At 34.6% G+C, this 9627-nt stretch carries 7 protein-coding genes and 2 pseudogenes; 6 read left to right on the top strand and 3 right to left on the bottom strand.

The window, feature by feature from the left end:
- The 6 genes and pseudogenes from ACFIN0_RS08045 to ACFIN0_RS08020 form a co-directional block, all read left to right on the top strand.
- A pseudogene (locus ACFIN0_RS08045) lies at positions 1-364 on the top strand (hypothetical protein); the annotation flags it as partial.
- A gap of 1556 nt (positions 365-1920) precedes the next feature.
- Positions 1921-2169 (top strand): annotated as a pseudogene (locus ACFIN0_RS08040) (hypothetical protein); the annotation flags it as partial.
- A gap of 91 nt (positions 2170-2260) precedes the next feature.
- Entirely contained in the window at positions 2261-3388 is a 1128-nt protein-coding gene (locus ACFIN0_RS08035; protein ID WP_015856180.1) for a N4-gp56 family major capsid protein, read from the top strand.
- A 20-nt stretch (positions 3389-3408) separates the two neighbouring features.
- The gene (locus tag ACFIN0_RS08030) at positions 3409-3789 is read left to right on the top strand and encodes a hypothetical protein (RefSeq protein ID WP_252619690.1); all 381 of its coding nucleotides are present in this window, start codon (positions 3409-3411) and stop codon (positions 3787-3789) included.
- 11 nt (positions 3790-3800) lie between these two features.
- Complete coding sequence (locus ACFIN0_RS08025; RefSeq protein ID WP_375611028.1) at positions 3801-4181, top strand: hypothetical protein; 381 nt, start codon at positions 3801-3803, stop codon at positions 4179-4181.
- A gap of 11 nt (positions 4182-4192) precedes the next feature.
- Complete coding sequence (locus tag ACFIN0_RS08020; protein WP_375702282.1) at positions 4193-4789, top strand: hypothetical protein; 597 nt, start codon at positions 4193-4195, stop codon at positions 4787-4789.
- A gap of 1463 nt (positions 4790-6252) precedes the next feature.
- On the opposite strand, the gene ACFIN0_RS08015 is transcribed toward ACFIN0_RS08020, so the two are convergent.
- The 3 genes from ACFIN0_RS08015 to ACFIN0_RS08005 form a co-directional block, all read right to left on the bottom strand.
- Positions 6253-7032, bottom strand: coding sequence for a hypothetical protein (locus ACFIN0_RS08015; protein WP_375702281.1), 780 nt, complete (start codon positions 7030-7032; stop codon positions 6253-6255).
- A gap of 102 nt (positions 7033-7134) precedes the next feature.
- On the bottom strand, positions 7135-7797 hold the full coding sequence (locus tag ACFIN0_RS08010) for a hypothetical protein (protein WP_375702280.1): 663 nt from the start codon (positions 7795-7797) through the stop codon (positions 7135-7137).
- 80 nt (positions 7798-7877) lie between these two features.
- Positions 7878-8567, bottom strand: coding sequence for a hypothetical protein (locus tag ACFIN0_RS08005; RefSeq protein ID WP_375702279.1), 690 nt, complete (start codon positions 8565-8567; stop codon positions 7878-7880).
- Positions 8568-9627 lie beyond the last annotated feature (1060 nt).

Below are 9627 nucleotides of genomic sequence, written 5' to 3'. Positions count from 1 at the left end.
TATTTATGATCATGCGCATGTTTCTTATGATGCTACGGTTTTTAGTTATGCACGCGTTTATGGTCATGCCAAGGTTTCTGGCTTGGCTTGTATTTATAGCCATGCAAAAATTTATAATTATGCTGTTATTAATGGTCGTGCAAAAATTTATGGCAAGGTTTATGGGAATGCTTGTGTGAGTGGCTCTTGTGAGATTTATGGCTCTGTTTATGGCAATGCAAAAATCTCATATTGTGCAACGATCTGGGGGCGTGCTTATGGCAATGCAAAAATCAATAAAAAAAGCAAAGTAAGGTTGGTTCCAAAAAATTGTGAGGTTTATGAAAGGGATAATGTTGTCAATATAACTGATAAAACAGAATAAAAAGAGACATGGGGGGCGTGCATTCTTTATGGTGTATAAACGCATATAAAATGCATTGCTATAAACATATCATAAAAGAGAGAGTAACATAAAAAAAGCCGTGTCAAATGATATGACGCGGCTTTCAAATAGCGTTTCTTATTGATTAAAATGAATCATCCACAATGGAGTAATGAATGCATATATACAAAACGTATCATATTGCAAGCGCTCTATGAGAGATATGAAAACTTATCAAAAGGAATGTAAATGTGCGTATGATCTTTAATCACTCATTTGAATGAGAGAGCCTATAAACGCTTGTTATGGCTATCAAACGTATCAAACAAATCAAAACGCTCGGTAGCTTTATCAATCCAATCAAAAGCAAATGCATATTAAGTGAATGTCTTGTAAAAACGTTCTTTTTACATTTACGAGCGTTAGGTTTCAAAAGCAGCTTTTCATAAGATAAATAAACAAACGCTTTTATAAAGTGTAAGGTTTTTAAGATTTTGCTCTGCTGTGAAATCTAGATCTTCATTTTTCATAAATGAAACGTTCTTAAGAGCAAATGATAACTAAGTTATAACTGTAATAAAAAAAAGTTTTAACGTTTCTTATAAAGATCTCATTTTATGTTTCAAACGTTTAAACGTGCATTTAAAGAGGTTCTCATAAGCGTATTTGTACTTTTCATTAAAAACTAATTTCTTTAAATATTAGCCGGTCCATTTTGGGGATGTTATCTTAGAATAGAGCATTCTTTAAATATTACAGCTTTTGACTCAAAATTGAGTAAAATCCCATGCCTTATGATGTTACAATGGTTTTAAATTTTTCTTGCTTGCATTATATCATTAAAAAGCTTTTGATTTCATAAGACATAACATTGTGATTTTCATCTATATGTCATGATATTATATTTATGCTGATTACTTATCATTTTCTAAACTTTTAGAAAGCGTTTTAAAAGTGATCTTGTCTTTAAATCCTTTTATGCAATCTTTATGAATTAAACCTATAAGCTTATGACAGGTTCAAACAGTTAATTTCTTTAATGCCATTTTAGAGGTTTTTCCCAATTTTGGGAAAAATTATATGATCTCTATTTTCTATAAATGCGTATCTTTTGGTACAATTTATCTTATAACAGTTTCAAACGATTACCCTCTATAGGTAATAAGATATTGCTATAGCATTTTTAGATTTTACGCTTCTCAATTTTGAAAACTGTAATTTTATGTTTTTATCATGTGATTAACAAACCAATTATTAAAACAAGATGTGATCTTTAAACGTATGTTATCGATAATTCCAAACGACTAAATTTTTAAACAATGCGATTTTGAGTGATAAAAACGTATCATAAAATTTATGAACTGTTATGAATAATATCTGCTTTTCATTTCATTTGAATGCACCCATGCGTTATAATATTTACATCATGATTTGCTTTTTATGGTCTATTCATACATGGCAATCTTATATAAAAAATGGTCAAATGAATCATGCATAAAAAGATGGATTCTTGAGTGGATTCATATAAAATAATTACGCTCAACATATTGACTTTATTGTATTTTTTGATATTATATCTTACATATCAGAACCAAGCAGTGCAAGCGAATAATCAAGTTGCAGCACTTCAAAGCCGTCAGAATTCTGCGAGAACCTTAACGGCATCTGGTGGAGGAGGGAGTACTGGACCAATGACTTTAGCAAGCATTGATAGGATGTCAGAAGAAGAATTTGACGTTTGGATATCAAATCCGAAAAATAAAGCGATTTTTCGGCAATTACACGGTGCAGGTAACGGGTATTAAGAGTGCATTTTATAGAAATTAGTCTGTTTTATACAGGGCTATGATCCGGCTTTTAAGCCGGTTTTTTTTACAGCAAAGAAAGGTAAAATCAATGGCATTAACAACAGTTAGAGCAGATGATCCTCATGCGATAAGCACGTGGTCAAAATTATTAAATACAGAAGTTTCAAAGGCGATACCTATTGCCCCTCTTATAGGCAGGGGTTCAAACAGCATTATTCAACTTAAAACTGAAACACAGAAGGGCAGAGGGGATTGTGTTACATTTAGCTTACGTACACAGCTTTTGGGACGGGGAGTTACCTCAGGACAGACGCTTGAGGGGAATGAAGAGGCATTACAATTCCTTCATGACAGACTCTATATTGACGAGCTTTCGCATGCAGTTCGTGTAGAAAATGAAGGTAGTATAGCGCAACAACGTACAACGTTTGATTTGCGTGACGAAGCAAAAGATGGCTTAGTTGATTGGTATGCAGATCGCTTAAGCTTGATGTTTTTCATTCAAGCTTGCGGATATACAGCAAGGACAATCTCTTTTGAAGATCGGATGATAGATATCGAGAATGTGCATTATGGATTTAATGAACCTCTGGCACCAAGTAGTAAGCGAATTATCCGTCCAGATGGTAAAACCAAGGATGAAGAGCTAAGTGAAGCGCCAAAACACAGCTTTAGTTTGAAGCTTATTGACGAAGCTGTAAAAATGGCGAAACTTGCTAATCCCAAAATTCGACCAGTACGTGTGAATGGGGAGAGTGTTTATGTTCTCTATTTGCACCCAACACAAGTGATGCAATTGCGCACCAATACAGAGACTGGACAGTGGCTTGATATTCAGAAAGCTGCTTACACAGGCTCTCGTGCGCAAAACCCAATCTTTGATGGTTCTTTAGGCATGTATAATGGTGTGATTTTACGTGAATCTGAACATGTCACCCATGGGGTTAAATCTACCGATCATACAGCGAAAAAAAGTGTGCGTCGTGCTGTTTTTCTTGGAGCACAAAGTATCGTTATGGCTTTTGGAAATAATCGCAATGTCAATCGCTATAAATTGGTGGAAGAGCATTTCGACTATCAACGTTACTATGGTTTGTCTGCGAAAACACTGATTGGCATGAAGAAAACCCGTTTCAAATTTCCAAATAGCTCTCAAGCAGCGCAAGATTTTGGAACGATTGTTATCCCCACCTACAGTGGTGAACCTGATAATTAATCATAGGGAGGAAACAAGACATGGCAGATCAATTACCCCCTCCATTACAGGGCAGAAATCTACATACCCAACAGGTAAGTTTTTTGCGGTTAAATATCTCGCATAAAGATAAGCATCTTACGGAGAAAATTGGGATATTACCCCGTGGCGCTTTGATCACTTCGATGAAGGCTTTTGTCAAGACGGCATTTTCTGAGGCAAAATTAAAGATAGGCAGCACCTATGGAGGCAATGAGTTCAGTGAAAAAGACATCAAAGCCCAAGGCACGCAAGATTTTACGCCAACAGATCAAAAGTCTTTTGTTGCAGATGATAAGGAGATGACCCTTTATGCAACACGAGACAAAACCACCGATGCTGGTGAATGTATTGTGGTTGTGCAATTCGTAACAAATCATTGAGGGGATAAGACATGGCAGATTATTTACCACAGCCCTTGCAAGGGAGAAATCTTCATACCCAGCAGGTAAGCTTTTTGCGGCTTAATTTTAGCTATGAAGATAAAGAAAACGCTATGAGAATAGGCACGCTACCTCGTGGTGCTTTGATTACTTCGATTAAAGTGTTTGTTAAGACAGCATTTTCGGACACAAAGGTCAAAATAGGCAGCACTGCTGGAGGGACTGAGTTTGGTGAAGCGGAAATCAAACAACAGGCAGTAAAAGAGGTTAAGCCCACCAATCAGAAGGAATTTGTCCCTTATGATGAAGAGGTCACTCTCTATGCTAAAGCGGACAAAACAGTACAAGCTGGGCAAGCAAGTATAGTCGTTGAATTCGTGACTAATCACTGAGAGGTATTTTGATGACACGTCATTATATTCGGGTTAAGACTGGAGGACCGATACCTGTAAAGCGAGATGTTTATCGTCATAAGAGAACACTTTCGCACTTAGTGTCGGTCATTCAAGATGAGATTGATGACATAGCCGATGAGTATGTTCATCAAATCCAAGAAAGCATTTTTGCAGCCATTCGTTTTTGTGAACGGGAGACCTTTTACTTTAACGAAAGCCGTGATGTGGTGTTTGAGACACGGGCGGGACAAGGTGTTTATGATGCAAGCACTACCAGCCATATCGAAAGTGCTGTTAAAATCAAAAACGTTTATCTGAGTTCTGATCAACATCATAAGTTTGCATTGGAGTGTAAGGACCATGTTTCTTTAGAGCCTTTGTTATCATCAGAGCAGCAAGGAACGCCGGTTTGTTACAGTTATTTTGATAGGAAATTACATCTTTATCCCACACCGGATAAAGCCTATCAGATTCAACTCATTCTCTCTCCATTGCGTTTATCAGAGATAGTACTCAGTATAATATCAAAAAACACAATAAAGTCAATAATTTGCTTGCAATTATTTTATATGAATCCACTCAAGAATCCATCTTTTTATGCATGATTCATTTGACCATTTTTTATATAAGATTGCCATGTATGAATAGACCATAAAAAGCAAATCATGATGTAAATATTATAACGCATGGGTGCATTCAAAATGAAATGAAAAGCAGATATTATTCATAACAGTTTATAAATTTTATGATACGTTTTTATCACAGCAGAAATCGCATACGTTTAAAGATTCCATCTTGTTTTAAAGATTGGATTGTTAATCACATGATAAAAACATAAAATTACAGTTCTCAAAATTAGAAGCGCAAACTAGAGAGCTGTCATAACAGCATCATCATAACACCGAATATTTTAAAGATTGCATAAAAGGATTTAAAGACAAGATCATTTTTAAAACGCTTTCTAAAAATTTAGAAAACGATAAGTAATCAGCAGAAATATAGTATCATCACAACAGCTATGTTAATCTTTAAAAACGGGACTATATTTGCTTCCACAAAAAAATGGAAGCGAATAATGCCATGGCAGTAGAATTACTACCTACTTTAGACTTGGTACTAAAAAACGTTTTAAAAGTTATAGTTTAAAAATTCGAAACCAAATGAGGTCTCCTCAAATTTGAGGGCATCTCTTTAGACAAGATAAGCAAACAAACTTCAAAATCGTTATAATATCACAAGGCATGAGATTTTTCTAAATTTTTAGAAAAAGCTACTCTGATTAAAGAATGCTCTATTCTAAAGTTAACGCCTCCAAAATTGAATTGGTTGATTTTGCTAGCCAAATATAGAGCAATTAATTTGCAAAGAAGTTATGTTTGAGTACAAAATAAAAAGATGCTTATGAGAACCTCTCTAAATGAACATTTAAACGTTTGAAAATAAAATGAGATTTTTATAAGAAACGTTTGAAACTGATGTTTAATAACAGTTTTTAAAGCCTTTCGTTTGATAAAAGCGGTTATTTATTTGTTTTATGAGAGATTGTTTTGAAAACCAATACTCGTAAATGTAAAAAACGAGTTTTGTTAAAGCTAACAAGCGTTTTGATTTGTTGATAGGTTTTGATTTTAGACAATGTGTTATTTGAATTTACTCAACTCAATTTTAAGGTCAGTATATTGGAACGTTTTAAAAGAAGTATTTTAATCATGGGCTTTGTTTTATATGAACCTCTTTAAGATAAAGACGTTATGATTAATACGTTTGATAGCCATAACAAGCGTTTTATAGGTTCTCTCATTCAAAAGAGTGATTAAAGATCATACGCATCATACATTTTTTTGATAAGTTTTCATATCTCTTAATAGAGCGCTTGTAATATAATACGTTTTGTATATATGCGTTCACGACTCCATTTGAAATGATTCATAAGGGTAGACATTTGAAAGCCGCGTCATATCACTTGACACGGCTTTCTTTTATGAATGCTCTCTTTTATGATATGTATATTAAGCAATTATCTTATAATGCGTTTATAGCCATCAAGAAGGCACCCCCATGTCTATTTTTATTCTGTTTCATCAACAATCTTGACAAGGTTATCGCTTTCATAAACCTCATAATTTATAGGAACTTCCTTTACTTTGCTTTTCTTGGTTAATTTCGCATTGCCATAAGCGCGACCCCAGACCTTAGTATAGAATAAAACCTTGGCATTGCCAAAAACAGAGCCATAAATTTCAGCACAACCGCCCACCAAAGCACCGCCATAGACCTTGCCATGTATTTTTGCACGACCATTAATAAAGGCATAATTATAAACCTTGGCATAGCTATGAATACGGGCAGAGCCAGCAACAATGGCACGACCATAGACGCGTGCATAACTAAAAACCGTAGCATCATAAGAAACATGAGCATAATCATAAATATGAGCATCAGCAAGAACGCGGGCAGCACCACTCACATGAGCATAGCCATAAACATTGCCATAAACATGAGCATTGCCATAGACACAAGCATGGTCATAAATTTTTGCGTATTGAGAGATGAAAGCCTTGCCATAGATTTCACAATTCCCATAGACTTGACCACAAACTTGAGAAAAATGCCGTATTTTTGCATTTTCAGAAACGACGGCATAGCCATAGACACAAGCTTTATCATAAACCCAGCAATTGCCATCATGGGATAGATTAGCTTCCTTTTCAATAAATCCCCCTAAATCCCCCGTCTTAACATCATCAAAATCTTTTAAAGCTTTAATGCGATAAAGATTTATAATATTTCGAGTAAGTGCATGTTTGATTTTTTTGATTTCACTGGTTAATTCGTATTTTTGAGACATAGAGATACCCTCACATAATAGATATGTGTTAAACGTTTTCTAAAATTTGAAATGGGAAATTTAGTTGGAAAGCAGGCGCCCCCGCCACGCACAAGCCATTATTTACGCAGCGTTATTTGCAATAACCTTTACAACGTTATCGCTTTCATAAACCTCACAATCATTAGGAACCCAATAAAGATCACTATGTCTTTTTAACCTTGCATTGCCATAGACATTACCTATGACCATGAAATAACCAGAGATTTTTGCATTGCCATAAACACAGCCTTTAATCTTGGCATGGCACCCCACACTAGCACGACCATAAACCTTGCCATAAATCTTTGCAGCACCACTAACAGAAGCATGATCATAAACCTCGGCATTGCCATGAATACGTGCACTTCCTGATAATTTTGCATTGCCATAAACCCGCGCCTGATGATAAACCCAAGCGTTATAAGAAAGATGCGCATTGTCATAAACATGAGCATTTGCATAAACGCGGGCATGGTCACATACATGAGCATTGCCATAAACAAAGCCCATTATAATAGCCTTATTAAAAATCTTGGCATTTTCGTAAATATGGGCAGGATTTAAAACAAGAGCATCATCATAGACCCAGCAATTGCCATCATGAGAGAGATTATCTTCACTTTCAATAAAGCCACCCAATTGACCAGCCTTAACATCATCAAAATCCCTTAATGCTTGGATGCGATAAAGAGTTTGATTATTAAATACACGTGTCTCATTTGTGAGTGCAAACTTCTTTTGCATAACACTATTCCTTTATAAAGAAGATTAAATTTTAGAATGAGATTTTTAAAGAGGGACGCCCCCGCCGCGCCTAGTGTTAATTACATTGCCTCGTCATAATATTCATGACGGTAATAATCATCATCACTTCCAAATCTTGGAATTGCTTCATCATGAATTTGATCATATTCAGTTAAAGAGGCAGCGCTATGAACACAAGAAGAACCAGATACATAAGAACCACAAACCACGGCATCATCAACGACATAGGAATCATCACAAATATAAGCACCATCACTTATTTTAGCATTGCCACCGACATGAGCATTATCACAAATAACAGACATATCGGAAATATGAGCATGACCACTTACACGGGCGTTATCATAAATTTTAACATTGCCTTCAATAACAACAGCATTTTCAACATGGGCATTGCCATAGACCTCACAATAATCATTTATTGCCATGCCTTGAAAAATGGCATTCCCATAAATTTTAGCATCGCCATAAACGTCTACAAAAAAGCCTTTGACTTTAGCATTGTCATAAACCCTTGCATTTTCAAAAACACGCGCTTTGTCATAAACCCAGCAATTTCCTTTGTGAGATAAGTTGCTTTCCTTTTCAATAAAACCGCCTAGATCGCCCGCCTTGACATCCCCAAAATCTCTTAAAGCACGAATGCGATATAAGAAATGACCAGCTACGCAATCCATTTCACTAGTAAATTCATATTTTTTGGATGTTTTTTTCTTATTAACGGGGGTGTTTTTTACTATATTTGTCATATTTAAAGCCTAACTGTTCAATTGTTTTGAAATTGACACCCTATAAGGGCGCCGGGCGTTCAAAACACGGCAGTTAGTCCGTTGCTACGCTTTCCCTATAAGGTATTGTATAGCGTAACTACACCCGACAAAATCATCATATATGCTAATCACAGCATAAAAGATAGTCAGTTTTTTAAAGACTTTGGAAAGGTTGTTTCGTAACCTTTTCGCTAACTGTAAGTGTTTTGATCACTTGATTATTTATATAACAAAATACGTATTTATTGTCAAATAATATTTTATCTTTTTTGATATTTTTCGTATTTTTAAAATTCGTTATGTATTGATAATATCTTATGCTTATGAATTGCCTCTTTATATATTTATGTGCTTTTAAAGCTATATTATGGGCTTTAGAAACGATTGCGTTGTTTTTTGAATCTATACATTTATAATATTTAGAAACGCTCTCATAATGCGTATTTTTACCTTTATAACCTATCAGTTTTTTTACTAAATGAATTTTAATTTTTTTGTGAATTTTGTTTATAACGCATTTATCATTTGAACTATCTTAATAGGCACCGCGCTTTTATAACCAACGCGTTCATTTGCATGTGATTATGAAAACCTGCTTTTTCACGTATTCTCTATAGCTGTTATATGCTTTATAGCCATGGCATCATTTTTCATTTTCATAAGAGAAACGATAAGTAGGATAATTGTAATTTATAGACTGTTATGAAAACATCTAAAGAGAGATTGATAATTATAGAAATTAGCAAAATCCCTTTTAATAGGCTTTTGTCAGTTGTGTCAGTTTTGTCAGTTCCTTTTAGACCCTATAATTATTTTTTCAAATGAGTGAAAATAAAAGTTATTATATTTCAATATGTTAACATTTTAAAATACAACCCATATCGAAAATACAACCTTAAATACAATTAATAATATATATTTGTCAGTTATGTGTCAGTAAATTGAACTGACAAAAGTGATCATTTTAGTGAGTCATTAAAACGTGTCTTATGAAAAGCAACTGATTACGTTATCAAAATCCTTTTTATGAATTTTATCA

It is taken from the genome of Bartonella sp. AA89HNZF (genome assembly GCF_042196905.1).
GTDB lineage: Bacteria > Pseudomonadota > Alphaproteobacteria > Rhizobiales > Rhizobiaceae > Bartonella.
This window is presented reverse-complemented; position numbering and strand designations above follow the sequence as displayed.

What these genes read in the sequence shown, in the direction of transcription:
- ACFIN0_RS08030 (WP_252619690.1), top strand. Translation starts at nt 3,409, where the DNA reads ATGGCAGATCAATTACCCCCTCCATTACAGGGCAGAAATCTACATACC.
- ACFIN0_RS08035 (WP_015856180.1), top strand. Translation starts at nt 2,261, where the DNA reads ATGGCATTAACAACAGTTAGAGCAGATGATCCTCATGCGATAAGCACG.
- ACFIN0_RS08025 (WP_375611028.1), top strand. Translation starts at nt 3,801, where the DNA reads ATGGCAGATTATTTACCACAGCCCTTGCAAGGGAGAAATCTTCATACC.
- ACFIN0_RS08020 (WP_375702282.1), top strand. Translation starts at nt 4,193, where the DNA reads ATGACACGTCATTATATTCGGGTTAAGACTGGAGGACCGATACCTGTA.
- ACFIN0_RS08010 (WP_375702280.1), bottom strand. Translation starts at nt 7,797, where the DNA reads ATGCAAAAGAAGTTTGCACTCACAAATGAGACACGTGTATTTAATAAT.
- ACFIN0_RS08005 (WP_375702279.1), bottom strand. Translation starts at nt 8,567, where the DNA reads ATGACAAATATAGTAAAAAACACCCCCGTTAATAAGAAAAAAACATCC.
- ACFIN0_RS08015 (WP_375702281.1), bottom strand. Translation starts at nt 7,032, where the DNA reads ATGTCTCAAAAATACGAATTAACCAGTGAAATCAAAAAAATCAAACAT.